Raw genomic sequence first — 24355 nt, 5'->3', positions numbered from 1 at the left:
TCAGCGCAGCGCCGGGGCCGCCGTGGTCAGGGCGGTGAGGGCTTCGCGTAGCCGCCAGGCATCCCGGTCGCGGGGGCCGATCGGGTTGGAGATGGTGCGCAGCTCGGCGAAGGGCACCCCCGCCTGCGCCGCGGCGACCGCCACCCCGTACCCCTCCATGGCCTCGGCGACCGCCCCCGGATGCCGGCGGCGCAGCTCCTCGGTGCTGGCGGCGGTGCCGGTGACCGTGCTGACGGTGAGCACCGCGCCTGTCGCGGCGGAGGGCAGAGCGGCCCGCAGCGCCGCCAGCAGCCGTGGGTCGACCGGCACCACGCTGCCGTTGCCGAGCAGCGCGGGCGGCATGCCCAGCTCGTCGACGGGGATGAAGCCGTCCGGTGACTCGGCTCCCAGGTCGGCGGCGATGCTGGCGGTGCCGAGCACGATGTCACCGACCTCGACCCTCCCGACGAAACCGCCGGCCACGCCGGCGCTGACCACCGCGCGGTACGGGCGCCCGGCCGCCTCGGCCAGCGCCAACAGTCGCGCCGTGGCGGCGCCGGCCACGGCCGGGCCCACCCCGACCGGGGCCACGGTGACGGTGGCGTCGGTCAGCCCCGCGCAGACCGCGTCCGCCTCGGCGGGCACCGCGGTCACCACCAGCAGGCCGGTCACGACAGCGGTCCGGGGGACTCCCGGCGGGTCTCGTCGTCCGCGCCGCCACCCGGTCCGCCGACCGCTGAGGAGGGGCGGTAGATGTGGTAGCCCGGTGGTGCGAGGCCCGGGTCGTCGTACTGCGGCGAGCCGGCCTGGGTCGGTGCCGGCGAGGTGGGCGCTCGGTCCCCGAAGTCGTCCGTCGACTCGTCGTCGGCCAGTTCGTCGTCGCCCAGCGGCCGGCCGGCCAGCTTCTCGCCGCGCAGCCGTGCGGCGACCAGCACACCGCGGGCCGCGGCCAGGACGCCCACCCCGGCGGCGACCGCGATGCCGGTGCGGCCGTCGAACGGCACCAGCCCGAGCCCGCCGCCGGCCACGAAGGCCAGCATCAGCACCGTCTCCGAGTGGGCGAAGGAACTGGCCCGCAGCCGCTCCGGGATGCGCTCCTGGATAGAGGCGTCCACGGCGAGCTTGGCCACCCCGCTGACCAGCGCGGTGACCAGGCAGAGCAGGGCCACCATCGGCAGCGAGAAGCGGATGACGGTGAGCACGGCCACCCCCGCCACGATGATCATGCTGCTGGACTGGATGGCGGTCGGCCGGTGGATGCGCAGGCGGGTGCCGACGGCGGTGGCCAGGAAGCTGCCGACCGCCAGCGCGCCGCCGACCAGCCCCAGCGCCCACTCGGCGCCCAGGTCCCGGCCGAACATCACAGTTGTCAGGTCGCCCTTCTTGATGGCGAAGGCGAGGAACAGCAGCAGGAAGCCGTAGACCGCGCGCAGCGTCGCGGAGCCGATCAGGGTGGCGATCACCAGCCGGCCGGCGGGTCGGCCCCGACCCAGTGGGCGGTCGCCCCGGCGGCGGCCCAGCGCGCGCAGCGGCCGGGGGACCCGTTCCGGTGGCTCCGAATCCGCCTTCGGCGGCAGGCGCAGGGAGATCACCATGCCGATCAGGAAGATCACCGACGCGACCCGTAGCGGCCACTGCGGCCCGAACCAGAACGCCGCCAGACCGATCGGGGCCACCAGCGCGCCGGCCACCGTGCCGTAGACGCTGGCGCGCGCGCCCACCTGGGAGAGGCCGAGCCCTTCCGGCAGCAGCCGGGGCACCGCCGCGGACCGGGCCACGCCGTACGCCCGGGACAGCGCGAGCACCCCGAACGCGGCCGGGTACAGCCCGAAGCCGTGGATGTAGTCGGAGATCAACCAGGCCAGGAACGCCCGGCCGAGCATGGTGGCGGCCAGGGCGTACCGCCGGCCGTGCCGGAAGTGGTCCAGCAGCGGGCCCACCACAGGGGCGAGCATCGCGAACGGCACCATGGTCACCAGCAGGTAGAGCGCGACCTTGCTGCGGGCCTCGCCCAACGGCACGTTGAAGAAGATCGTCCCGGCCAGGCCGATGGCGATCAGAGTGTCTCCGGCGCAGGACACCGCGTGCAGGTCGAACAGGCGGACCATGCCGACCTCGCCGCCGGCGCCCCGGGCGCGGGCCCGGCCGGCCCGGCGGGTCACCCAGCGTCCGCTGCCCACCGAACCACGCAACAGCAGCCGGATGGTGCGGATGCTGGTGCCGACGGTGCGCCCGAGGACGGATCGCCCGGAGCGGGAGTACGACGGCATGCTCACCATCCTCGCCCATCCGATCGGGGTACGCCGCAGCACTGCGGCGAAAGGTTCCCCGGGAGTCCCTGTCACCCCTGTTCGGCGCATGGGGAACAATGGTGAGGTGACCAGGCCCGCCTCCACCCGTGCCGCCCGTCTCGACCAGGTCTGCGCCGCTGCCGTCGAGGTGGCCCGCGCCGGCATCACCGAGGTGGACGCCGACGATGTCGGCGACCACCTGCAGGTCGTGGCCGAGGGCGACCGGCTGGTCACCCACTACTTTGAATGCCGGCTCGCCGGCTACAACGGCTGGCGGTGGGCGGTCACCGTCACCCGGGTGCCGCGCAGCCGCACGGTGACCATTTGCGAGACGGTGCTGCTGCCCGGCCCCGACGCGCTGCTCGCGCCCGGCTGGTTGCCCTGGCAGGAGCGGCTCAAGCCGGGCGACCTGGGCCCGGGCGACCTGCTGCCGACCGCGCCGGACGATGAGCGGCTGGCCCCCGCCTACCTGCTCTCCGATGACCCGGCGGTCGAGGAGACGGCCTGGGAGCTGGGCCTCGGTCGGGCCCGGGTGCTCTCCCGGGAGGGCCGCGCCGACGCGGCGCAGCGTTGGTACGACGGCGATCACGGCCCGGCCGCGGCGATCTCCGCCGCTGCCCCGGCCGCCGCCCGCTGCGGCACCTGTGGCTTCTACCTGCCGCTGGCCGGCGCTATGCGGCTGGCCTTCGGCGCGTGCGGCAACTTCTACGCTCCGGACGACGGCCGGGTGGTGAGCGCCGACCACGGCTGCGGCGCCCACTCCGAGACGTTGATCGAGGCGGCCGAGACCGCGGTGGAGGAACTGCCCACGGTCTACGACGACAGCGCGGTGGAGGCCATGTCGGTGAGCCGCGCCCCGGGTTCGGTGGAGGCCGCCGAACCGGCGGAGCCGTACGGGCACCCCTGACCGTTCAACGCCGGGTGCGCGGGCGCGCTCGGCAGGATCAGCTCGCGCGGCGGCGGCGTCGGTTGGCGTCGTGCCGCATCATCACGGCGAGGCCGGGGAAGCCCCACAGGAATCCGGCCAGGCAGGTCCAGAGCCAGTTCTCGTGATCGTGCTCGGTCAGCCAGCCCCGGAAGAAGATCAACAGAACCAGCCCGGCCACGGCCCAGCCGATCAGCCCGGCGACGGCGAACGGCACCATCGGCGGGTCCAGCGGCGCGGGCCGCGGAGGCTGCTCGTTCGGCATCGGGCAAGCGTACGCGATCTACTTCCCCTGCCCGCTGGTGATCTGGGACGATGCGCGCGACAACCGGAAGATCACCTGCGAGGACCTGATGGCAGTAACGCCGCCCGAGAACGGCACACCACCCGACCCCGCTCATCCGCGTAACGGTTTCGACCGGTTCTTCGAGATCACCGCCCGCGGCTCGACGCTGAGCCGCGAGGTACGCGGTGGCCTGGCGACCTTCTTCACGATGGCGTACATCGTGGTGCTCAACCCGCTGATCCTGGGCGGTGCCGTCGACGGCGACGGCAAGACCCTCCCGATCCCCGCGCTGGCCGCGGCGACCGCGCTGGTCGCCGGCCTGATGACGATCCTGATGGGTGTGGTGGGCCGGTTCCCGCTGGCGCTCGCCGCCGGTCTGGGCGTCAACGCGCTGGTGGCGTACGAGATCGCGCCGGAGATGACCTGGGCCGACGCGATGGGCCTGGTGGTGATCGAAGGTGTGATCATCGCGGTGCTGGTGCTGACCGGCCTGCGGACCGCCGTGTTCCGCTCGGTGCCCACCCAGATGAAGACCGCGATCGGGGTGGGCATCGGCCTCTTCCTGACGATCATCGGTCTGGTGGACGCCGGCTTCGTCCGGCGGATCCCGGACGCCGCCAACACCACAGTCCCGGTGGGCCTGGGTATCGGCGGCAAGCTGGTGAGCTGGCCGATGCTGGTCTTCGTGGTGGGTCTGCTGCTCACCCTGGTGCTGGTGGTCCGCCGGGTGAAGGGCGCGATCCTGATCGGCATCCTCGCCTCGACCGTGCTGGCGGTGATCGTGGAGGCGATCGGCAACATCGGCCCGTCCTTCGTCAACGGTCAGCCCAACCCGAAGGGTTGGTCGCTGAACGTGCCGGAGCTGCCGAAGACGGTGGTGGACCTGCCCGACCTGTCGCTGCTCGGCAAGTTCAACGTGCTCGACTCGTGGGGCCGGGCCGGCTGGCTGGTCGTGCTGATGTTCGTCTTCACGCTGCTGATCACGGACTTCTTCGACACCATGGGCACGATGGTGGCGGTCGGTCAGGAAGGTGGCCTGCTCGACGAGAAGGGCACCCCGCCGAAGGCCAAGGAGATCCTGCTGGTCGACTCGATCGCCGCCGCGGCCGGCGGCGCGGCCAGCACCTCCAGCAACACGTCGTACATCGAGAGCGCCGCCGGTGTCGCGGAGGGTGCCCGGACCGGCGTGGCCAACCTGGTCACCGGCGTGCTCTTCCTGCTGGCGATGTTCCTGGCGCCGCTGGTCGTGATCGTGCCGTTCGAGGCGGCGTCGACGGCGCTGGTGGTGGTCGGGTTCCTGATGATGACCGCGGTGCGGACGATCGACTGGTCCGACTACGAGATCGCGATCCCGGCGTTCCTCACGATCGTGCTGATGCCGTTCACCTACTCGATCTCCAACGGGATCGGCGCCGGCCTGATCACCTTCGTGGTGGTCAAGCTGGCCAGGGGCAAGGCCCGGGAGATCCACCCGCTGCTGTACGGGGTCGCCGCGCTGTTCGTGCTGTACTTCCTGCGCGGGCCGATCGAGTCCCTGGTGCTCTGACGCACGTCCGGGCGGGGGGATCCGAACCGGATTTCCCCGCCGGGAACAGTACGAACGTCCTCGTGAGTCTGGTCATATCAGGAGTCGTTAGCCAGGCTCATTAGTTAAGCTAACTATCGTGACGGAGCGGACGGTGACGGCGGAACGCGTGCCACCGGCGCGACTGGCTCCCCAGTTGCGTGATGCGATCACCCGACTCAACCGGCGGGTCCGCCAGGCCCGACCGGTCGGCGACCTCACGGTCACCCAGGTCTCCGCGCTCACCAGCCTCCGGCTGGCGGGCGCGCTGACGCCCCGGGAACTGGCCGACGTGGAGCGGGTGCAGCCACCGACGATGACCAAGATCGTCGGGAAGTTGGAGGACCGCGGCCTTGTGCAGCGGACCCCCCATCCGACCGACGGCCGGCAGGTCATCCTCGCGGCGACCGAAGGAGGGCAGGCCGTGCTCGACCAGTTCGAGCGGGCCCGCGATGAGTGGCTGGCCCACCGGCTGGCCGCGCTCGACGAGGACGAACGGGAGACCCTGCAGAGGGCTGCCCAGATTCTTCAGCAGCTCGCTCGCGCCTGAGCCGCGCCCGCGCCACGGGCCGTGCCGTCACCTGTCGATGACGCGTACGTCCCGGAGGAGGCGCACCAAGAGTGCGGGCCAAGTTGAGCACGATGTTCCAGTCCCTGCAGGTTCGCAACTACCGGCTATTCGCATCCGGCCAGCTGATCAAACTGATCGGCGTCTGGATGATGTTCATCGCCCAGGACTGGCTCGTCCTCGAGCTCTCCGACAACTCGGCCACCGCGCTCGGCGTGGTCACCGCGCTCCAGTTCACCCCCGTGCTGCTGCTCACGCTGCTCTCCGGTCGGCTCGCCGACCGGTACGACAAGCGGGTGCTGCTCTTCGCCGCCAACGCCTTCTGGACCGTGCTGGCGCTCGGCATGTCCCTGCTGGTCCTCACCGACCTCGTGCAGCTCTGGCACGTCTTCGCCTTCGCCGCGCTGCTCGGCACGGCCAACGCCGTGGAGACCCCGGTCCGCCAGGCGTTCGTCTCCGAACTGGTCGGCATGCCGCTGCTGCCCAACGCGCTGTCGCTGAACGCGGCCGTGTTCAACTCCGCCCGGATCGTCGGCCCGGCCGTCGCCGGCCTGGCCATCGCCGCCTTCGACGTGGGGCCGGTCTTCCTCTTCACCGGGCTCAGCTCGATCGCGCCGCTGGTCAACGTGGTGCGGATGCGGACGGCCGACCTGCACCGCGACGCGCTGTTGCCGCGGGACGAGCGGGCCTCCGCCCGGGTGGTCGACGGGCTGCGGTACGTGTGGCGCCGCCCGGACCTGCTGCTGCCGATGGCGGTGATGTCGGTGATCGGCATGTCGCTGTTCAACTTCCAGCTCACCCTGGCCGCGCTGGCCAAGACGGTCTTCCACACCGGTGCCGCCTCGTTCGGCCTGTTCAGCACCGCGCTGGCGGTCGGCGCGCTGGGAGGCGCGCTCAGCGGCACCGGCCGGCGCAGCCGCCCGTCGGTCTGGCTGGTGCTCGGTGCCGCGATCGCCTGTGCCACCTTCGGCACCCTGGTCGGCTTCGCGTCGACCTACTGGCTGGTCGTGACGCTGCTGGTGCCCACCGGCTTCTTCATGGTCTTCTTCGCCCAGGCCGCCAACCAGCGGGTCCAGCTGGGTGTGGACGCGGCCTTCCGGGGTCGGGTGATGGCCCTGTGGGTCCTGGTGTTCCTGGGCACCAACCCGGTCGGCGCGCCGCTGATCGGCTGGATCGCCGAGCGCTTCGGCGCCGGTGCCAGCATCTGGATGGGCGGGCTGATCTCGCTGGCCACGGCGTTGATCGCGCTCACCTGGCAGCTGCGCCGCTCCGGCGCCCGGCTGCGCTTCCGGGTGCTGCCGATGCCCCGCTTCTACGTCACCTCCACCGACTGCTGAGGTTTAAGGAAGGGCCCCTTGTTATCGGATTCTGTATAACAAGGGCCCCTTCCTAACCGTTGTCGCTCCGGGGCCCGTGAGCGCGTCCTGTTGAGCGGATGGCGCGGATGCGGCCAATCAGGTGGCGGGCCGGCACGACGGGGCTTAGCGTCGATACGTGGGAGTCGGACGTGCGCTGATGCTGGCCCTGGCGTTCCTCGCCGTGGCCAGCCTTCCGGCGGCGTTCGCCCTGCTCTTCTGTGCCGACGAGATTCTGGATCGGGTGGTCTGTGGCTGGTCGGAGTGGCGTGAGCGCCGACGGGAACGACGCACCATCGCCCGTCTCGACCGCGCCATCGAGGCCGACGCCCTGACTCGGGACATCGACCTCAGCGAGTTCGACCGCACCGATCGGCGGCCCCTGGAACAGCTCGCCGCCGATCTGCGGCGGCTCGGCGGCCAGCGGCTCGGCGGCACCGGCCGGTCGATGGTCTGGCACGGCGCGGTGGTCCAGGCGTACGACGACCGGCTCCGACTGGCCTGCCGAGCCCTCGGCGTCACCGAACACCTCGCCGAGCTGAGCGGCGTCGACCAGGAGATCGAGCGGGTGCGGGTGGAAGGCGTGCTGCACGCCGCCGGGCTGGCCCTGCCGGCGGCCCGGGCCGGGCACCGGCAGCAGCACCGCTGAGCGGTCGACGGTTGCGGCTATTCGTTGCGGTCTATCCGCCCATCGAAGCCGTCACCCACCTCGGCGCGCAGGTCGCCGGACTGCGGGTCGGGGCGGCAGCGGCGGCCGGCACCAATGTCCGGCTCGCCGACCCGGCCCACCTGCACCTCACCCTGGCCTTCCTCGGTGACGTCGAGACGTCCCGGCTGGTCGAGGTGGAGAGCGCGCTCGGGCTGGCCGCCGAGTGGTTCCGGGACGGCCGGGACGCCTCGCCCCGGCTGAGCCTCGGCGGGGGTGGCCGGTTCGGTCAGGGGCGGTTCACCGTGCTGTGGGTGGATCTCCAGGGTGACGTCGAGGCGCTGCACGTACTGGCGCGACTGATCCGGTCCCGGCTGCGGCACGCGCGGCTGCCGCACGACGACAAGCCGTTCCGCCCGCACCTGACCGTCGCTCGGCCCGGCGACCGGGTGGACGTGGCTGACGTTGACGCCGACCGGGCCACCCTGGACGACTACCAGGGCCCGCAGTGGGCGGCGACCGAGCTGCTGCTGGTCCGCAGCCACCTCGGCCCCGTGCCGCGCTACGACCGCCTCGCCGCCTGGCCGCTCTGACTCAGCCCGCGCCACCGCCACCCGGCGGACGCACCTTGCGGGGTAAGCGTGCCTCGCGCTGACGGGCGGCGAACCGCCACCCGTCAACGCGAAGCGTCAGGAGGACTCGCGCGCGGCCGGACCGCTGCCGAAGAGCACGTCGTCCCAGCTCGGCAGCCGCTTGCGCGGCTTGCCGTTGGCATCGGTGGACTCGCCGCCGGCAGCCGCCGCGGCGCCCGTCCGGCGGGGCCGCAGCACCGCCAGCGACGGCACGGCCGGCACCTCCTTGGGCGCGTCCGAGTCGTCGTCGAAGGCCGACCCCTGGCCGCCGCCGAGCAGCGCCGCGGCGCCACCACCGACCGGCCGCTGCCGGGGCGCGTCCGACCCGGCGAGGGCAGCCGGGGTACGCGGCTCCAGGCCGCGGCCCGACGAGGCGCCGAGCGGGCGGTCCAGCGAGGCGAGCAGTGCGTCCCGCCCGGCCCGGATCGGGTCCCGGCCCGGACGCGGGTGCTCGGAAGCCGCCGGCAAGCCGTGCCCACCGCGACTCGGCTCGCCGCGCGACGGACCGGGCAGGGCGTGCCCGCCCCGCTCCGGCGCCGGCTCCTGGCCGAGGATCGGCGTGGGCCGCTCGGCGCACAGGTACTGCGCCATGTCGTCGTGCGGAGTGACCGCCTGCCGGGTCTTGTCGAGATCCCAGATCGCCTGCGCGGTGGCCTTGCCGGACGGCCAGGTGGCGATGATCCGCCAGGTGCCGTCGTCGCGGCGGTACGCGTCCCAGGAGATCTTCTCGGTGTCGATGCCGTGCTGGCTCAACCGGCCGTTGACCACCTCGGCCAGCGGGGTGGGCTTCTCCGCACCCTTGAGCCGGGTGCGGCGGGCGTGCTGGGCGAGCATCGCCCGCTCCTGGAGCACCGGGCCGGCGTAGCGCAGGACCCGGTCGACCGGCACCCCGGCGATCCGGGCGACGTCCTCGGCGGACTCGCCGGAGCGAATGCGGGCCTGAATGTCCCGGGGGGACAGTGAGGGAACCGGGTCGGCGGCGGTCGGCGCCACCGGGAGCGGCGGAGCACCCGGCTCGGCGTGCAGTGCGCCGGCGATCCGGTCGTCGATCGGCAGGGCGAGCAGCCGCCCGACCTCGTCGGCGAGAACCAGAGCATGGCCGTCCTCGGAGAGGGCGACGAAGCGTACTGGGCGCATAGCGTTGCCTCCGTCCCGCTTCGCTGGCCGCACGCCACGAGTCGGCCACCCAGGCGTCTCGGACCACCGTACGCGCATCTGTCTCGGGGTGGGGGAAGCGACACCCCGCATGTCGCGACTGAGCTGCAACGATGATCACGGTCGGTGTCCGCCGGGGCCCTGATGGACACCGACCGTGACGATCGTCAGAGGCGCTCGACCACGTAGTCGATGGACGCGGTCAACGCCTCGACGTCGGCCGGCTCGATGGCCGGGAACAGCGCCACCCGCAGTTGGTTGCGACCGAGCTTGCGGTACGGCTCGGTGTCCACGATGCCGTTGGCGCGCAGCGCCTTGGCGACGGCGGTGGCGTCGATCTCGTCGACGAGGTCGATGGTGGCGACCACGTTGGACCGCAGCGCCGGGTCGCTGACGAACGGTGTGGCCACGGTGGACCGTTCCGCCCAGCCGTACACCGTCGCGGCGCTCTCCGCGGTGCGCTTCGCGGCCCAGGCCAGCCCGCCCTGCGCGTTCATCCAGTCGGTCTGCTCGGCGGCCAGGAAGATGGTGGCCAACGCCGGGGTGTTGTAGGTCTGCTCCAGCCGCGAGTTGTCGATCGCGGTGACCAGGTCGAGGAAGGCCGGAACGTACCGTCCGGAGGCCTTGATCTCGGCGGCCCGGTCCAGCGCTGCCGGTGACATCAGGGCCAGCCAGAGACCGCCGTCGGAGCCGAAGCACTTCTGCGGCGCGAAGTAGTAGACGTCGGTCTCGCCGACGTTGACCTCCAGGCCACCGGCGCCGGACGTGGCGTCGACCAGCAGGAGCGCGCCCTCGTCCGCCCCGGCCACCCGGCTGATCGGCACGGCCACGCCGGTCGAGGTCTCGTTCTGCGGGGTCGCGTACGCGTCCACGCCGGCCTCGGCGACCAGGGTCGGCGCGCTGCCCGCGTCGGCCTTGCGGATGGTCGGCTCGCCCAGGAACGGGGCGTCCTTGACCGACTTGGCGAACTTGGCGCCGAACTCGCCGAAGCTGGCGAACTGTGCCCGGTCCCGGATGAGGCCGAAGGTGGCGACCTCCCAGAACGCGGTGGTGCCCCCGTTGCCGATCACCACCTCGTACCCCTCGGGCAGCGAGAAGAACTCGGCGATGCCGGAGCGCAGCCGGGCGACCTGGTCGCGGACCGTCTTCTGCCGGTGCGAGGTGCCCAGGTAGCTGGTGGCCACCTCGGCGAGGGCGGACACGGCCGCCGGACGGACCTTGGACGGGCCGCAGCCGAAGCGTCCGTCGGCGGGCTTGATCTCGTCGGGAATCCGGATGAGCGGTGCGTCAGCCACGGTCTTGAAGGTCCTTCCGCATGGGCGAGGGCGGGGCCCGGTGCGGACCGGCGGCGGGCGCGTACGCGGGGCGCACGGCGGGCCGGGATCCGTGCCGGCGATCCGGCGACACTGCCGGCCCCCATCCTCGCACCCGACCCGGGCGGTGGAGCTCGGGGTCCCGAGGGCCGGCCTGAGTCCTTCGCCACATCCGGCGCCGCTCACCCGGCTGCGGTTAGGAAGGGCCCCTTCCTATACGCGAGGCGTTAAGAAGGGGCCCTTCCTTACCGATCAGACGCCGTGGGGGATGGCGCTCCAGCCTTCGACGTCGCTGGGCTTGCGGCTGGCCGGGCCGATGTAGCGGGCAGACGGGCGGACCAGCCGCTGCAGGCGCTTCTGCTCCAGGATGTGCGCGCTCCAGCCGCCCATCCGGGCGCAGGTGAACATCGAGGTGAACATGTGCGCCGGCACCTCGGCGAAGTCCAGCACCACGGCCGACCAGAACTCGACGTTGGTCGCCAGCACCCGGTCCGGGCGGCGGGCCTGCAGCTCGGCCAGCGCCGCCTTCTCCAGTGCCTCGGCGATCTCGAAGCGCGGGGCGCCCAACTCCTTGGCGGTACGCCGGAGCACTCGGGCGCGGGGGTCCTCCGCGCGGTAGACCCGGTGGCCGAAGCCCATCAGCCGCTCGCCGCGGTCCAGCACGCCCTTGACGTAGCCCTCGGCGTCCCCGCTGCGCTCCACCGCCTCCAGCATGCTGAGCACCCGGGACGGGGCGCCGCCGTGCAGCGGGCCGGAGAGGGCGCCGATGCCGGAGGAGATGCAGGCCGCCGCGTCCGCCCCGGTGGAGGCGACGATGCGGGCGGTGAAGGTGGAGGCGTTCAGGCCGTGCTCGGCGGCCGAGATGAAGTACGCGTCGACGGCCTTGACGTGCCGCGGGTCGGGCTCGCCCCGCCAGCGCTTCATGAACCGCTCGACGATGGTCTGCGCCTTGTCGATCTCCTTCTGCGGCACCGCCGGCAGGCCGAGGCCCCGGGCGGACTGGGCGACGAAGGAGAGCGCGGTCACCGAGACCCGGGCGAGGTCCTCGCGGGCCTGCTCGTCGGAGATGTCCAGCAGCTGGCTCAGCCCCCAGTACGGGGCCAGCATGGCGACCGCGGACTGCACGTCGACGCGGATGTCGCCGGAGTGCACCGGCACCGGGAACGGCTCCGCCGGCGGCAGGCCCGGCCCGAACCGGCCGTCGACCAGCAGCGCCCACACGTTGCCGAACGAGACCTGGCCGATCAGATCCTCGATGTCGACCCCGCGATAGCGCAGCGCGCCACCCTCACGGTCTGGTTCGGCGATCTCGGTCTCGAAGGCGACTACGCCCTCCAGCCCGGGTTTGAAATCGGCCATGTCGCTCTCCTGCATCTGGTCGGTGCGCCCGGTCAGCTCATTCGGCCCGGTCGGCCGAGCGCCTCAGGCGACCCTCAGGGATGTGTTCGGAACATCTTGCCTGCTGAGTAACTGGATACGCGACCCGCTGCCACTGTGCTGCACACGACATCCCCGCACGCGCATTTCCCGCGCCGCTCGGTGAGACTGGGCGGTGCGTGCTGGCCAGCGCGGGAGGGCGCTGGCGGGGCCGCCGAGAAGGAGTGGGAACGTGACGGGCGACACACCCGCCCCGGCCGCGATGCGTAACGAGTACGCCGCGGACCTGGGCCTGACCGAGGCTGACCTGGCCGCCGACTGGCACACCCAGTTCGACAGCTGGTTCGCCGACGCGGTGGCCTTCGGGCTACCCGAACCCAACGCGATGGTGGTGGGCACCGCCGACGCCACCGGCCGGCCGAGCGGGCGGACCGTCCTGCTGAAGGGGTACGACCCGGACGGCTTCGTCTTCTTCACCAACCACCTGTCGCGCAAGGGTGTCGAGGCGTCGGCGAACCCGTACGCCAGCCTGGTCTTCCCGTGGTTCCCGATGCAGCGTCAGGTGGTGGTCACCGGCCGCGTCGCCCCGGTCGACAGTGCGGTGGCCGAGGCGTACTTCGCCAGCCGCCCGCGCGGCTCCCAGCTGGGCGCCTGGGCCAGCCCCCAGTCCCAGGTGGTGCCGGATCGGGCGGCGCTGGAGGAGAGCTACCGGGCGGCTGCCGAGCGGTTCGACGGCGAGCCGGTGATCCCGACCCCGCCGCACTGGGGTGGGCTGCGGGTCCGGCCCGACACTGTGGAGTTCTGGCAGGGCCGGGCCGGTCGGTTGCATGACCGGTTGCGTTTCCGCCTGCTCGACGAGGGCGTCTGGACCGTCGAGCGGTTGGCACCGTGACCGGTGTGCAGGAGGCCCGGCCGCGTGGTGCGCGCCGCTGGGCGATCGATCTGCGTCCGCTTCGCGTGCCGGCGTACCGGCGGGTGTGGTTCGGCAACAGCGTGGCGATGTTCGGCTTCCAGTTCACAGCGGTGGCCGTGCCGGTGGAGATGTTCGGGCTGACCAAGGGATCGTTCTGGGTAGGCCTGCTCGGTGTTGCGGGTTTCCTGCCGCTGCTGGTGTTCGGCCTGTGGGGCGGTGCGGTCGCCGACGCCCGGGACCGGCGCCGGGTGCTGCTCGGCGGCGGGGTGCTGCTCTGGGCATCGACGGTGGCGCTGCTGGCGCACGCTCTGCTCGGGCTGGGCAGCCCGCTGCTCCTACTGCTGCTCGTGGCGTTGCAGTCGACCGCCTTCGCGATCACCTCGCCGACCCGGAGCGCGATCCTGCCCCGGTTGGTCCCGGACGAGCTGGTACCGGCCGCGAGCACGTTGAACTTCACCACCTTCACGGCCACCTCGGTCTTCGGACCGCTCGCCGCCGGGCTGATCTTCGCCATCTGGCGGACCGATGTGGGACTGCCGATCGCGTACGCGGTGGACGCGGTGCTCTTCGGCGCCTCGTTCTGGGCGACGTGGCGGTTGCCGGCGATGCCACCCGAACCGGACCCGGCGGCCGAGAACGGTCCGCGTCGGGCCGGCCTGAGCAGCGTCATCGACGGGTTCCGGTACCTGGCCACCACGCCGGTGCTGTTGCTCTCGTTCGGGGTGGACCTGATCGCGATGATCCTGGCCATGCCCCGCGCGCTCTTCCCGGAGATCGCCACCGAGCGGTTCGGCAATCCCGCCGCGGTCGGCTGGCTCTACAGCGCCATCGCGATCGGCTCGATGATCGGCGGGCTCACCTCCGGCTGGATCGGCCGGCTTCGCCGGCAGGGGCTAGGTCTGGTGCTGGCCGTGGTCGGCTGGGGGGTGGCGATCGCGGCGGCCGGCCTGGCCCGTCAGCTCTGGCTGATGATCGCCCTGCTGGCCGTGGCCGGCGCCGCCGACCTGGTCAGCTCGGTGCTGCGCCAGTCGATGCTGCTGATCTACGCACCGGATCGGATGCGCGGCCGGTTGCAGGGGGTGAACACGGTGGTGGTGGCCGGCGGCCCGCGACTGGGCGACCTGCGGGCCGGCACGATGGCCGCCGGGTTCGGCGGTGGGGTGGCCTGGGTGGCCGGCGGGTTGGCCTCGGCGGTGCTCGTGGTCGTGCTGGCGGCAGCCTTCCCGGCGCTGCTGCGGTACCGGGCGGCGGCGTCGAGCGGCGACCGGACGTGACCGGTTAGGGTCGCCGGCATGGACAGCCCCGACCAGCGCCCCTTCTCCGGCGCCCAGTGGACCATCTCCGCCGCCGGCCACGAGGCCGTCATCGTGGAGGTGGGCGGCGGGCTGCGCACGTACCGGCACGACGGGGTCGACCTGGTCGACGGGTACCAGACCGACGAGGTCTGCCCCGGCTGCGCCGGGCAGGTGCTGGCGCCCTGGCCGAACCGGATCCGCGACGGCCGCTACTCCTTCGGGGACCGGACGCACCAGCTCCCGCTGACCGAGCCGCAGCGGCACGTGGCCATCCACGGGCTGGTCAACTGGGTGCCGTGGCAGCTGTTGGAGCAGTCGGCGGACGCGGTGACGGTCGGCTACGACCTGCCGCCGCAGCCCGGTTACCCGTGGCCGCTGCGGCTGCGCAGCCGGTGGAGCGTCGGCCCGGCCGGGCTGCGCGCCGAGCACGAGGTGACAAACACCGGCGGTGCGGTGGCGCCGTTCGGCTTCTCCGTGCACCCGTACCTGCAACTGCCGGGCGTCGCGGTGGACGACCTGGTCATGCGGCTGCCGACGCGTACCCGGCTGCTGGTGGACGGGCGTCTGCTGCCGGTCGGCGCCACCCCGGTGGCGGGTACCGAGTACGACTGGACCAGCCCCCGCCGGATCGGCCGTGCCCAGCTGGACCTCTGCTTCGGCCAGGTGATCGCCGACGCCGACGGCGGCTCGTCGGTCAGCCTTGCCGCGCCGGACGGCTCGTCCGGCGTGCGCATCTGGGCGGACCAGGAGTTCGGCTGGTGGCAGGTGTTCACCGGGGACGCGCTCACCGGCGAACGGCACCGTCGTTCGGTGGCTATCGAGCCGATGACCTGCCCGCCGGACGCGTTCCGCTCGGGCAAGGACCTACTCACGCTCAAGCCCGGCGCGACCTGGCGGGGCGCCTGGGGCATCCGCCCCGGGGCTTGAGCCGGGCCGGCGGGGAGGTGCGGGATGGAGTTCGCCGAGGTCGTCAGGCGTCGACGCATGGTGCGCAACTACGACCCGGACCGCCCGGTCCCGCCCGACGTGGTGGACCGGCTGCTCGACCACGCCGTACGCGCCCCGTCGGCCGGGTTCGCGCAGGGCTGGGGCTTCCTGGTGCTGGAGGAGGCGGCCGACCGGGAGCGGTTCTGGGCCGCCACCACCCCGGACGGCGGCGGGCGCGAGCGTTGGCTGGCCGGGATGCGCCGGGCACCGCTGATCGTGGTGCCGCACGCCAACGAGTCGGCCTACCTCCAGCGGTACGCGGAGCCGGACAAGGGCTGGACGGACCTGTCCACTGACCGCTGGCCGGTGCCCTACTGGTACGTGGACGCCGGGTTCGCCGCGCTGCTGATGTTGCTCACCGCGGTGGACGAGGGGCTGGGTGCGTGTTTCTTCGGCATCCCGCCGCAGCGGCTGGTCGCCTACCGGGACGCGTTCGGCGTGCCGGCGGACCATCGACCCGTCGGAGCCATCACAATCGGTTACCGCGCACCCGACCATAGGTCACCGTCGCTGCGCCGAGGTCGTCGTCCGGTGGACGAGGTGGTACGGCGCGGTCGGTGGAGTTGAGTGCGGCGTCCCGTTCGTCCGGTTGAGGATCGGACGAGCGGTAGCGAAACTGACATCAGGGAGCAGAACGTGGGGTGCGCTGGGCGGCTAGGCTGGCACGCGTCATCGGTGCCGCGCCGCGCGGTGCCCGCCGCGACCCGGCTCGGCGCCGCCGGTCGGCTCGGCCACGGGGAGGGGAGCGTGCCGTCGTGATCTTCAGAGCGGTCCGGGACGGGCGTCCCTATCCGGAGCACAACCTGACGCTCAAGCAGTGGGCGGAGATCCCGCCGCGACCCCTGCGCCTGGATCAGTTGATCACCACCAAGCGTGAGCTGGCGCTCGACAAGCTCCTCGCCGAGGACTCCACCTTCTACGGCGACCTCTTTCCGCACGTGGTGCAGTGGAACGGCGGGCTCTACCTGGAGGACGGGCTGCACCGGGCCCTGCGCGCCGCCCTGCAGCAGCGCAACCAGATCCACGCCCGGGTGCTGGTGCTCTCCGAGCCGATCGAATGACGCGTCCGCACCCATCGGCCTGAGTCTTCGTTAAGGTGGCGTCCATGACCGCTCCACTGGACCTGCTCGACCTGGACCCGTCGCTCACCGCCGAGGAGCGGCAGATCCGCGACGTCGTACGCCAGCTCATCGACGACCGGGTGCGCCCGCACGTCGCCGACTGGTACGAGGAGGGCCGGGTGCCGGCCCGTGAGCTGGCCCGGGAGTTCGGCAAGCTCGGGCTGCTCGGCATGCACCTGACCGGGTACGGCTGCGCCGGCGCCTCCGCGGTCGCGTACGGGTTGGCCTGCCAGGAGCTGGAGGCCGGCGACTCCGGCGTCCGCTCCCTGGTCTCCGTGCAGGGCTCCCTGGCCATGTACGCCATCTGGCGCTACGGCAGCGAGGAGCAGAAGCAGCGCTGGCTGCCGTCGATGGCGACCGGTGAGGCGATCGGCTGCTTCGGCCTGACCGAGCCGGACCACGGCTCCGACCCGGCGTCGATGACCACCCGGGCCCGCCGCGACGGCGACGACTGGGTGCTCACCGGCGGCAAGATGTGGATCACCAACGCGCCGATCGCCGACGTCGCGGTGATCTGGGCGCGCACCGACGCCGGCGTGCGAGGTTTCGCCGTACCGATGGACACGCCCGGTGTCGCGGCCCGCGAGATCCGCCGCAAGATGTCGCTGCGGGCGTCGGTGACCGGCGAGATCGTGCTGGACGACGTCCGGCTCCCGGCGGACGCCCAACTGCCCGAGGCGGTCGGGCTCAAGGCCCCGCTGAGCTGCCTCACCGAAGCCCGGTACGGCATCGTGTGGGGCTCGGTCGGCGCTGCCCGGGACTGCCTGGAGACGGCGTTGGCGTACGCCACCACGCGCACCCAGTTCGGTCGCCCGTTGGCCGGTTTCCAGCTCACCCAGGCGAAGCTCGCCGACATGGCCGTCGAGCTGGTGAAGGGGCAACTGCTCGCGCTGCACCTGGGCCGGCTCGCCGACGCCGGCCGGCTGCGGCCCGAACAGGTCAGCGTGGGCAAGCTGAACAACGTGCGGGAGGCCCTGGCCATCGCCCGGCAGTGTCGCACCATCCTCGGCGCCAACGGCGTCTCCGGCGAGTACCCGGTGATGCGGCACGCGAACAACCTGGAGAGCGTGCTGACGTACGAGGGCACCTCGGAGATCCACCAGTTGGTCGTCGGACAGCGGCTCACCGGGGTCTCGGCCTTCGCCTGACCTGCCCGTTCGCTCTTTCCGGGCGCTCGACGCGCGGGTGTCGTACGGGGGCCGTACCGTCAATGACAGACGACGTGTCTGACGAGGACGGTGAGCGTGATGGCCCGCGACGCTGGCATCAACGAGCCTACGAGGGAGTTCCCCGGATACCCCACGGGCGACGATCTCCGGCAACGGTCGGACACCCCGACGGAGCCCGTGCCGGGCGGCCCGAGCGGCCCGGGTGACTCCGGTGACCTCGGCGGCTCCGGTGGGCCGACGAGCGGCGGCTCCGGTGGGCCGGTCCGCGGCCTGCTCGTGCTGCTCGGGGCCGCCGCGCTGGCCGTGGTGGTGCTGCTCGGCGTGCAGGCGACCGGCATTCTGCCGGAGTTCCGCAACCCGTTCGCCAAGGAGCAGACCGACCGCAGCCAGCCGCCGCTGCTGAAGTCGATCCAGGACCTCAGCCGCTACGTGGCCGCCGAGGGCAACTTCCAGGTCGTGGTCGACACCCAGAACGACCGGCGCAACGTTCCGGATTTCCTGCTCAACGAACGCACCCTGTTCGTCGGGGCGGGCAGCGTCGAGGCGTACGTCGACTTCGGCAAGATCGGTGAGGGTGCTGTCGTCGAGTCCGCCGACGGGACCTCGGTCGAGATCAAGCTGCCCGCGCCGCAGCTCGGCGAGACCAACCTCGACCTGGAAAAGAGCTACGTGTTCTCCGAGCAGCGCGGTCTGCTCAACCGGCTCGGTGACCTGGTCGGCAACGACCCCAACCGGCAGCAGCAGGTCTACCAGCTCGCCGAGGAACGGATCACCGCCGCCGCCCGGGACAGCGGGCTCTCCGCCCGGGCCGAGGAGAACACCCGCAAGATGCTGGAGGGGCTGCTGCGCTCCCTCGGCTACCAGCAGGTCACGGTCACGTACACCGCTCCCTGACCGCCGCACCCCGCACGTCGAAGCGCCCGCCCCGACGACCGTCAGGGCGGGCGCTTCCGTTACTGGACTCTCCGCGCCGCCGCGTCCCCGTGCTCGCAGGGCCTCATGCCGCGTCGCGCCTCACGCCGCGCGCCCCGGCGCAAGATCCGCGCAACTTCAGGGATGTTGGTGTCTCCGGCGGTCGTGAGGCAGCAACTTCCCTGAAGTTGCTGCCTCGGCGGGGGCCTCGGGCCCGGGGGGCGTCGGCGGTGGGTGGGATGCGGGGTGCGGGTCAGTGCCCGGTGGAGGCGAGGTAGCGGTCCTCGTTCGGCATGAGGATCCAGAGGATCAGGTAGACGATCACCTGGGTGCCGGGCAGCAGCAGCGACAGCAGGAACAGCAGCCGGACCATCCCGGCGGACATGCCGAACCGCTGACCGAGGCCGGCGCAGACACCGGCGAGCATGCGCCCCTGGCGGGGCCGAACCAGTTTGCGACTCATCGTCGTACTCCCACTCTGCGGCGGTACGCCGCGTCTGCAATCCACGGTAGAAAGGGACGGCCAGCTCGCCCTCGGTCCCGAGGACGATCCGCAACCCGTGGACCCGTAGGTACTTACCCGTGCGGCTCCGCCCGACGCCTCCGGTGCCGCACCGCGTCCCTGAACTGGGCGGGTAGGCTCGCTGGTTGGGCACCCACACCCCGGGTGGCCGGCGGCCACCCGACCGGGCGGCCACGAGCGGGGCCGCCTGACCGGTGGCCACGACCGGGCCGGATCCCGCACCACGGGACGACGGCGAGGAAGCGCAGCGCAGCCATGATCAGTGTTTTCGACCTCTTCAGCGTCGGCATCGGGCCGTCCAGTTCCCACACGGTGGGGCCGATGCGGGCCGCCCGCACCTTCGTGGCCGGGCTCAAGGCCGACGGGCTGCTCACCGACACCGCGCGGGTGCAGGCCGAACTGTTCGGCTCGCTGGGCGCCACCGGGCACGGCCACGGCAGCGACCGGGCGGTGCTGCTCGGGCTGGCCGGCGAGGCACCGGAGACGGTCGACACGGACACCGTCGGCCCCCGGGTCGAGCGGATCCGGGCGGAGCGGCGGATCAGCCTGCTGGACGCGCACGAGATCGACTTCGACCCGGACCGGGACCTGACGCTGCACCGCCGCCGGTCGCTGCCGTACCACCCGAACGGGATGACCTTCGCGGCGTACGACGGGTCCGGCGCCGAGGTGCGCAGCCGCACCTACTACTCGGTCGGTGGCGGCTTCGTGGTGGACGAGGCGGCGGCCGGCGCGGATCGGATCAAGCCGGACAGCACCCGGGTGCGGTACCCGTTCCTGACCGGGGCGCAGCTGCTGGAGGTGACCACCTCCACCGGCCTCTCGATCAGCGAGGTGATGCTGGCCAACGAGCGTTCCTGGCGCAGCGAGGCGGAGATCCGGGCCGGCCTGCTGGAGATCTGGCGGGTGATGCGGGAGTGCGTGGAGCGTGGCTGCGAGCGGGACGGCGTACTCCCTGGTGGGTTGAAGGTCCGGCGGCGCGCGGCGGAGCTGCGGCGCAGCCTGGAGGCGGACACGGCGACCACGGACCCGCTGCGCGCGATGGACTGGGTGACGCTGTTCGCCCTGGCGGTGAACGAGGAGAACGCGGCCGGCGGCCGGGTGGTCACCGCGCCGACAAACGGCGCGGCGGGGATCATCCCGGCGGTGCTGCACTACTACACCCGGTTCGTGCCGGGTGCGTCCGACGACGGCGTGGTGCGGTTCCTGCTGGCGGCCGGCGCGATCGGCGTGCTGTTCAAGGAGAACGCCTCGATCTCCGGCGCGGAGGTCGGCTGTCAGGGCGAGGTGGGCTCGGCGTGCTCGATGGCCGCGGCGGGTCTCGCCGAGGCGCTCGGCGGCACCCCGCAGCAGGTGGAGAACGCCGCCGAGATCGGAATGGAGCACAACCTCGGGTTGACCTGCGACCCGGTGGGTGGCCTGGTGCAGATCCCGTGCATCGAGCGGAACGCGGTGGCTAGCATCAAGGCGATCACGGCCGCCCGGCTGGCGCTGCGCGGCGACGGTGTGCACGCGGTGTCGCTGGACAAGGTCATCAAGACGATGCGGGAGACGGGCGCCGACATGAAGGTCAAGTACAAGGAGACGGCGCGGGGCGGCCTGGCCGTCAACGTGATCGAGTGCTGATCTGGTCGACTCGGGGCATTCGTTCACCGACTGCTAACCTGTCGTCCGTTTCAGGAGGCGGGAGGCAGCGGTGACCTCTGGCGTCGCGGCGTTGTGGTCGCACCGCAACTCGCTGCGCATCCTGGTCAGACGGGACCTGGCGGTCAAGTACCAGCAGTCGGTGCTGGGCTACCTCTGGTCGTTGATCGAGCCGCTCGGCATGGGCGCCATCTACTGGTTCGTCTTCGGCGTGCTCTACTCGCGGGACACCGGGCGGCACCTCGGCGAGGCGGCCGGATCGTATCCGCTGTTCCTGATCACGGGGATCTTCGCCTGGATGTGGACCAGTTCGGCGCTGAGCGAGGCCACCAACGCGCTGACCGGTCAGTCCCGGCTGATCACCACGATGAACGTGCCGCGCCAGGTCTTCCCGATCGGCCGGGTCACCGGCCGGTTCGCCGAGTACGCGGCCGGTCTGCCGATCCTGATCGCCATCGCGGTGATCTACGCGGCGCACGGCCGGATCCATCCCGGCTGGTCGCTGCTCTCCCTGCCGCTCGCGGTGGCCGTCCAGGCCGTCCTGCTGGTCGGGCTGGCCCTGCTGCTGTCCGCGTGGAACGTGCTGATGCGTGACGTGGAGCGGTTCATGCGGCTGATCATCCGGGTGCTCTTCTACGCCACCCCGATCATCTACCCGCTGAGTCTGGTGCGGGAATCCGGCCTGCCGGGCTGGCTGAAGGTGGCGTACGAGCTGAACCCGCTGGTGGGGATCTTCCAGCTGCACCACGCGATCTGGTACCCGGACGAGTTCCCGGACGCTCGGCTGCTCGCCACCACGGTCGTCGGCAGCCTGCTGGTGCTGGCCGCCGGCTGGTGGTCGTTCCGCCGGTTGGAACCCGCAGTGCTGAAGGAACTCTGACATGGCCGCGCCGATCATCGAGGCTGACGGCCTGGGTATCCGGTTCGTCCGCAACCGCCGCCGGCAACTGCGGCTGCGGGAGTTGTTCATCCACCGGGGTGGTCGAGGTGCCCTGCCCGGCCAGTTCTGGCCGCTGCGCGACGTGTCGTTCACCGTCGAGCCGGGTGAGACGGTCGGGGTGATCGGCCGCAACGGCACAGGCAAGAGCACACTGCTGCGGTTGATCGCCGGAGTGCTCATTCCGGACGAGGGCAGCATCCGGGTGAACGGCGCGGTGGCACCACTGCTGGAGCTCTCCGCCGGTTTCTCCAACGACCTGACCGGGCGGGAGAACCTGCACCTGGTCGGTGGCCTGCACGGGCTGTCGACGGGCTATCTGAAGCGGCACTTCGACGAGATCGTCGAGTTCGCCGGTGAGCAGGTGGAACGGGCCATCGACACGTCGGTGCGGCACTACTCGTCGGGGATGAAGGTGCGGCTCGGCTTCGCGATCATCTCGCACCTGCCGCACCCGGTTCTGCTGATGGACGAGGTGACCGCGGTCGGGGACGCGGAGTTCCGCAAGAAGTGTTACGCGACGATTGATCGTCTGCTCGGGGAGGGGCGCACGCTGGTGTTGGTGTCACACAACGAAAAGGACCTGACCCGGTTCTGCCGTCGGGGGTTGTACCTCGACGCGGGCCGGTTGATGCTCGACGGCACAATCGCCGAGGCGCTCGACGCGTACCACGCCGCGGTCCCGCGGTGACGCTCGCGATAGTGCTCGCCGCCGGGACGTCCGCGGCGGGCCTGACCACCGCGACCGGCGAGCCGCTGGCCGACCGGCTCGCCGCCCAGCTGCGGCGGGCCGGCGCGGACGAGGTGCGTTTCGCCGCCGGGTTGGACGAACTGGCCGCGCTGGCCGACCACGCCACCGGCCCGCTGCTGATCACCGGCACCGACCTGGTCGCGCACACCGCCGTGCTGAGACACCTGGCCACCAGCCCGGTGGGGCCGACGGTGGCACTGGTGCTGACCGACCCGGCGGTGCCCGGGCGGACCGCCGTGCGCGAGGAACGTGGCCAGGTGGTCGACGCCGGCGCGGTGGACGCCCTGGACGGCGACGCCACCGGCGTCTTCGGCGGTGCGCTGCGGGTCGGCGTGGGTGACCTGCCGACAGTGGCCGCCGCCGCCCGGGCCGCCGCGATCGGCATGCTGCCGGTCGCCACCCCCCTCGGCCCGCCCGGGGATGTCTCCGTGTTCCGGCCCACCGAGGGCGTCGGGCCGGCCGGGCGTCTCGCTCCGGTTCCGGCCGGCGGCCCCGGGTCCGCCGTGGACCGGCTCGTCGCGGGTCTCGCCGCGCTCGGCACCCTGATCTTCGCCCAGCGGGTACGTCTGCTCGTCGCGCACCGGGTCGACGACGCCGCTGGGCTGGCCGCCGCCGAGGCGGCGGTGACCGCCGTCGACGAGGACCGGGCTGAGCTGCGGCTGGCGGTGAAGGAGAAGGACGACTTCTTCTCGACCTACTTCGTCAGCACCTGGTCGCCGTACGTGGTGCGGGTGGCGGCCCGGCTCCGGCTCACCCCGACCGGGGTGACGGTGATCTCGGTGCTCTTCGCGCTGGCCGCCGCTGTGCTGTTCGGGATCGGCGGGCGGCCCGCGCTGGTCAGCGGGGCGGTGCTGCTCTACCTGGGCTTCGTGCTGGACTGCGTGGACGGCCAGTTGGCCCGGTACACCCGGCACTTCAGCGCCTGGGGTGGCTGGCTGGACACGATGGCCGACCGGGCCAAGGAGTACCTGGTCTACGCCGGGCTGGGCTTCGGGGTGAGCCACGCCGGGCTGGGCAACGGCTGGGCGCTGGCGATCGCCGCGATGACGTTGCAGACCGTCCGGCACATGACCGACACCTGGTACGGGGTGCTGCACGACGAGGCGGCGCGTCGGCCCCGCTCGGCGACGGGTGCCAGCGGTGGGATCGGTGACCGGTTGAACGCCGCGTCGACCCGGGTGCAGGCGGACACGGGCTCGCTGTCGTACTGGCTGAAGCGGACAGTGGTCTTTCCGATCGGCGAGCGGTGGGCGCTGATCGCGCTGACCGTGGCGCTGTTCAACCCGCTGGTAAGCCTGATCGCGGTGCTGGTGTGGGGTGTGCTGGCGTTCGCGTACACCGGTGCTCTGCGTACGCTGCGGGCCCGCTGGATGTGGGTGCCGGTGCTGGACACGGTCGATGCCACGCTGCACCGCGACGACGGCCCGCTGGCCCGCCGACTGCCGGTGGTCCGCCCGATGGGGCCGCTCACCCTGGCGGTGATCGCCGCGCTGGGTTCGGCGGCGCTGCTGGTCGCGGCGCTGCTGGGCGACGCGACCGACGGGCTGCGCTGGGCGGTGCCGGTGGCGTTGCTGGTACTGCTGGTCGGTGGCCTGGGCGCCGGGGCCGCGCACAACGGTCCGCTGGACTGGCTGGTGCCCGCCGCGCTGCGGGCCGCCGAGTACCTGTTCGCGATAGCGGTCGGGGTGGTCGGCGGCGCGCCGGGGTGGCTGATCTTCGGCTACGTCTTCGTGCTCACCGTGCACCACTACGACCTGACCGCCCGGCTGGAGAAGCGGCAGGAGGCACCCCCATTGCACCCGGCGACGCTGGGCTGGGAGGGACGTTCGGTGCTGCTGGCCCTCGCGGCGATTGCCGGAATCGTGAGTATCGGCATGGCTACACTCGGTACATACCTTCTCGTGGTTTTCGTGGCGAGCGTCGTCCTGGCCTGGTTCGTCCGGCCGGCCCGTAGCGCGCGGGCGTCGGCCGCGCCGGCGGGCGCGGGAGGTGGCGCACCGCGCTGACGGAGG

The 24355-nt window shown here is 72.3% G+C and carries 24 protein-coding genes; 17 read left to right on the top strand and 7 right to left on the bottom strand.

The window, feature by feature from the left end; all coding sequences use genetic code 11:
* Together GA0070607_RS10275 and GA0070607_RS10270 are read right to left on the bottom strand one after the other, a co-directional pair.
* Positions 1 to 651, bottom strand: a complete 651-nt coding sequence (locus GA0070607_RS10275) for a futalosine hydrolase (RefSeq protein WP_089017997.1) — start codon at positions 649 to 651, stop codon at positions 1 to 3.
* Complete coding sequence (locus GA0070607_RS10270; protein WP_089017996.1) at positions 648 to 2249, bottom strand: MFS transporter; 1602 nt, start codon at positions 2247 to 2249, stop codon at positions 648 to 650. Before GA0070607_RS10270 ends, GA0070607_RS10275 begins: the two co-directional genes overlap by 4 nt.
* On the opposite strand from GA0070607_RS10270, the gene GA0070607_RS10265 reads away from it, so the two are divergent.
* Positions 2248 to 3177, top strand: a complete 930-nt coding sequence (locus GA0070607_RS10265) for a DUF3027 domain-containing protein (protein ID WP_172899178.1) — start codon at positions 2248 to 2250, stop codon at positions 3175 to 3177. The two genes, GA0070607_RS10270 and GA0070607_RS10265, sit on opposite strands and share 2 nt — an antisense overlap.
* Positions 3178 to 3214: 37 nt before the next feature.
* On the opposite strand, the gene GA0070607_RS10260 is transcribed toward GA0070607_RS10265, so the two are convergent.
* The gene (locus GA0070607_RS10260; RefSeq protein ID WP_089017994.1) at positions 3215 to 3460 is read right to left on the bottom strand and encodes a DUF2530 domain-containing protein; all 246 of its coding nucleotides are present in this window, start codon (positions 3458 to 3460) and stop codon (positions 3215 to 3217) included.
* Between the two features lie 88 nt (positions 3461 to 3548).
* Here GA0070607_RS10260 and GA0070607_RS10255 point away from each other — a divergent pair, with 88 nt between their 5' ends.
* The 5 genes from GA0070607_RS10255 (at position 3549) to thpR (ending at position 8207) form a co-directional block, all read left to right on the top strand.
* On the top strand, positions 3549 to 5027 hold the full coding sequence (locus GA0070607_RS10255) for an NCS2 family permease (RefSeq protein WP_089021767.1): 1479 nt from the start codon (positions 3549 to 3551) through the stop codon (positions 5025 to 5027).
* Positions 5028 to 5145: 118 nt separating this feature from the next.
* On the top strand, positions 5146 to 5595 hold the full coding sequence (locus GA0070607_RS10250) for a MarR family winged helix-turn-helix transcriptional regulator (RefSeq protein ID WP_172899011.1): 450 nt from the start codon (positions 5146 to 5148) through the stop codon (positions 5593 to 5595).
* A gap of 71 nt (positions 5596 to 5666) precedes the next feature.
* Positions 5667 to 6950, top strand: a complete 1284-nt coding sequence (locus GA0070607_RS10245; RefSeq protein WP_089017993.1) for an MFS transporter — start codon at positions 5667 to 5669, stop codon at positions 6948 to 6950.
* A 157-nt stretch (positions 6951 to 7107) separates the two neighbouring features.
* The gene (locus GA0070607_RS10240; RefSeq protein ID WP_089017992.1) at positions 7108 to 7617 is read left to right on the top strand and encodes a hypothetical protein; all 510 of its coding nucleotides are present in this window, start codon (positions 7108 to 7110) and stop codon (positions 7615 to 7617) included.
* Between the two features lie 11 nt (positions 7618 to 7628).
* Positions 7629 to 8207, top strand: a complete 579-nt coding sequence (gene thpR, locus GA0070607_RS10235) for an RNA 2',3'-cyclic phosphodiesterase (protein WP_089017991.1) — start codon at positions 7629 to 7631, stop codon at positions 8205 to 8207.
* A gap of 96 nt (positions 8208 to 8303) precedes the next feature.
* Here the strand turns inward: thpR and sepH are convergent, their stop codons facing one another.
* From sepH to GA0070607_RS10220, 3 genes are all read right to left on the bottom strand, one after another.
* Positions 8304 to 9383: a septation protein SepH gene (gene sepH / locus GA0070607_RS10230; RefSeq protein ID WP_089017990.1), complete on the bottom strand. Its 1080-nt coding sequence runs from the start codon at positions 9381 to 9383 to the stop codon at positions 8304 to 8306.
* Between the two features lie 185 nt (positions 9384 to 9568).
* Positions 9569 to 10696 carry a phosphoserine transaminase gene (serC, locus tag GA0070607_RS10225; protein ID WP_089017989.1) on the bottom strand — a complete coding sequence of 376 codons (1128 nt, stop codon included), beginning with the start codon at positions 10694 to 10696 and terminating at the stop codon, positions 9569 to 9571.
* A 270-nt stretch (positions 10697 to 10966) separates the two neighbouring features.
* Entirely contained in the window at positions 10967 to 12073 is a 1107-nt protein-coding gene (locus GA0070607_RS10220) for a citrate synthase 2 (protein WP_089021765.1), read from the bottom strand.
* Positions 12074 to 12353: 280 nt separating this feature from the next.
* Between GA0070607_RS10220 and pdxH the strand changes: the two genes are divergently transcribed.
* The 7 genes from pdxH (at position 12354) to GA0070607_RS10185 (ending at position 18470) form a co-directional block, all read left to right on the top strand.
* Positions 12354 to 12983 (top strand): pyridoxamine 5'-phosphate oxidase, encoded by a 630-nt coding sequence (gene pdxH / locus GA0070607_RS10215; RefSeq protein WP_089021764.1) that lies wholly within the window; start codon positions 12354 to 12356, stop codon positions 12981 to 12983.
* Positions 12980 to 14278: an MFS transporter gene (locus GA0070607_RS10210; RefSeq protein WP_089017988.1), complete on the top strand. Its 1299-nt coding sequence runs from the start codon at positions 12980 to 12982 to the stop codon at positions 14276 to 14278. Before pdxH ends, GA0070607_RS10210 begins: the two co-directional genes overlap by 4 nt.
* An 18-nt stretch (positions 14279 to 14296) precedes the next feature.
* Positions 14297 to 15226 carry an aldose 1-epimerase family protein gene (locus GA0070607_RS10205; RefSeq protein WP_089017987.1) on the top strand — a complete coding sequence of 310 codons (930 nt, stop codon included), beginning with the start codon at positions 14297 to 14299 and terminating at the stop codon, positions 15224 to 15226.
* Between the two features lie 24 nt (positions 15227 to 15250).
* Complete coding sequence (locus GA0070607_RS10200) at positions 15251 to 15853, top strand: nitroreductase family protein (protein WP_089017986.1); 603 nt, start codon at positions 15251 to 15253, stop codon at positions 15851 to 15853.
* A 188-nt stretch (positions 15854 to 16041) separates the two neighbouring features.
* Complete coding sequence (locus tag GA0070607_RS10195; protein ID WP_007454850.1) at positions 16042 to 16347, top strand: type II toxin-antitoxin system VapB family antitoxin; 306 nt, start codon at positions 16042 to 16044, stop codon at positions 16345 to 16347.
* Positions 16348 to 16391: 44 nt separating this feature from the next.
* Entirely contained in the window at positions 16392 to 17555 is a 1164-nt protein-coding gene (locus tag GA0070607_RS10190) for an acyl-CoA dehydrogenase family protein (protein WP_089017985.1), read from the top strand.
* Positions 17556 to 17654: 99 nt separating this feature from the next.
* Positions 17655 to 18470 (top strand): DUF4230 domain-containing protein, encoded by an 816-nt coding sequence (locus tag GA0070607_RS10185; protein ID WP_089017984.1) that lies wholly within the window; start codon positions 17655 to 17657, stop codon positions 18468 to 18470.
* A 271-nt stretch (positions 18471 to 18741) separates the two neighbouring features.
* Here the strand turns inward: GA0070607_RS10185 and GA0070607_RS10180 are convergent, their stop codons facing one another.
* Complete coding sequence (locus GA0070607_RS10180) at positions 18742 to 18951, bottom strand: PspC domain-containing protein (protein ID WP_007454856.1); 210 nt, start codon at positions 18949 to 18951, stop codon at positions 18742 to 18744.
* Positions 18952 to 19266: 315 nt separating this feature from the next.
* Between GA0070607_RS10180 and GA0070607_RS10175 the strand changes: the two genes are divergently transcribed.
* The 4 genes from GA0070607_RS10175 (at position 19267) to GA0070607_RS10160 (ending at position 24349) form a co-directional block, all read left to right on the top strand.
* A complete protein-coding gene (locus tag GA0070607_RS10175) occupies positions 19267 to 20637 on the top strand; it encodes an L-serine ammonia-lyase (RefSeq protein WP_089017983.1) in 1371 nt (456 codons plus the stop codon).
* A gap of 70 nt (positions 20638 to 20707) precedes the next feature.
* Positions 20708 to 21535: an ABC transporter permease gene (locus tag GA0070607_RS10170; protein WP_089017982.1), complete on the top strand. Its 828-nt coding sequence runs from the start codon at positions 20708 to 20710 to the stop codon at positions 21533 to 21535.
* A 1-nt stretch (position 21536) separates the two neighbouring features.
* Positions 21537 to 22283 (top strand): ABC transporter ATP-binding protein, encoded by a 747-nt coding sequence (locus GA0070607_RS10165; protein ID WP_089017981.1) that lies wholly within the window; start codon positions 21537 to 21539, stop codon positions 22281 to 22283.
* A complete protein-coding gene (locus GA0070607_RS10160) occupies positions 22280 to 24349 on the top strand; it encodes a DUF5941 domain-containing protein (protein WP_172899010.1) in 2070 nt (689 codons plus the stop codon). The genes GA0070607_RS10165 and GA0070607_RS10160 overlap by 4 nt, the downstream gene beginning before the upstream one ends.
* Positions 24350 to 24355 lie beyond the last annotated feature (6 nt).

Source organism: Micromonospora coriariae (assembly GCF_900091455.1).
Taxonomy (GTDB): domain Bacteria; phylum Actinomycetota; class Actinomycetes; order Mycobacteriales; family Micromonosporaceae; genus Micromonospora; species Micromonospora coriariae.
The sequence above is the reverse complement of the archived record's forward strand: the minus strand, read 5'-3'. Positions and strand labels throughout refer to the sequence as shown.